Below are 310 nucleotides of genomic sequence, written 5' to 3'. Positions count from 1 at the left end.
GGGTCGTTAGCTCAGTTGGTAGAGCAGTTGACTTTTAATCAATTGGTCGCAGGTTCGAATCCTGCACGACCCACCATCACTTAATGTGATGCGCGGTGTAAATCGTGAAGGATGAGAACCGTAAAGGTTCGAGTCGAGCGAAAGCGAGACAACGTTGCGATTAGCGACGGCCCGAAGGGCGAAGTCATCCTGCACGACCCACCATCACTTAATGTGATGCGTGGTTCACCACTTTAAAGCTGTAAAGATTTACCGAGTGTCGGGTCGTTAGCTCAGTTGGTAGAGCAGTTGACTTTTAATCAATTGGTCG

1 tRNA gene and 1 other RNA gene are annotated in these 310 nt (G+C 49.0%); both read left to right on the top strand.

Annotation, left to right across the window (positions count from 1 at the left end):
• Window positions 1–76: transfer RNA gene (locus IBT47_RS26860), tRNA-Lys, on the top strand.
• 14 nt (window positions 77–90) lie between these two features.
• A non-coding RNA gene (locus IBT47_RS26855) (RtT sRNA) lies at window positions 91–204 on the top strand.
• Window positions 205–310 lie beyond the last annotated feature (106 nt).

This window comes from Erwinia sp. S43 (assembly GCF_016624745.1).
Taxonomy (GTDB): Bacteria; Pseudomonadota; Gammaproteobacteria; order Enterobacterales; family Enterobacteriaceae; genus Erwinia; species Erwinia coffeiphila.
Note: the sequence above shows the minus strand (reverse complement) of the source record. Positions and strands in the feature narration are given on the sequence as shown.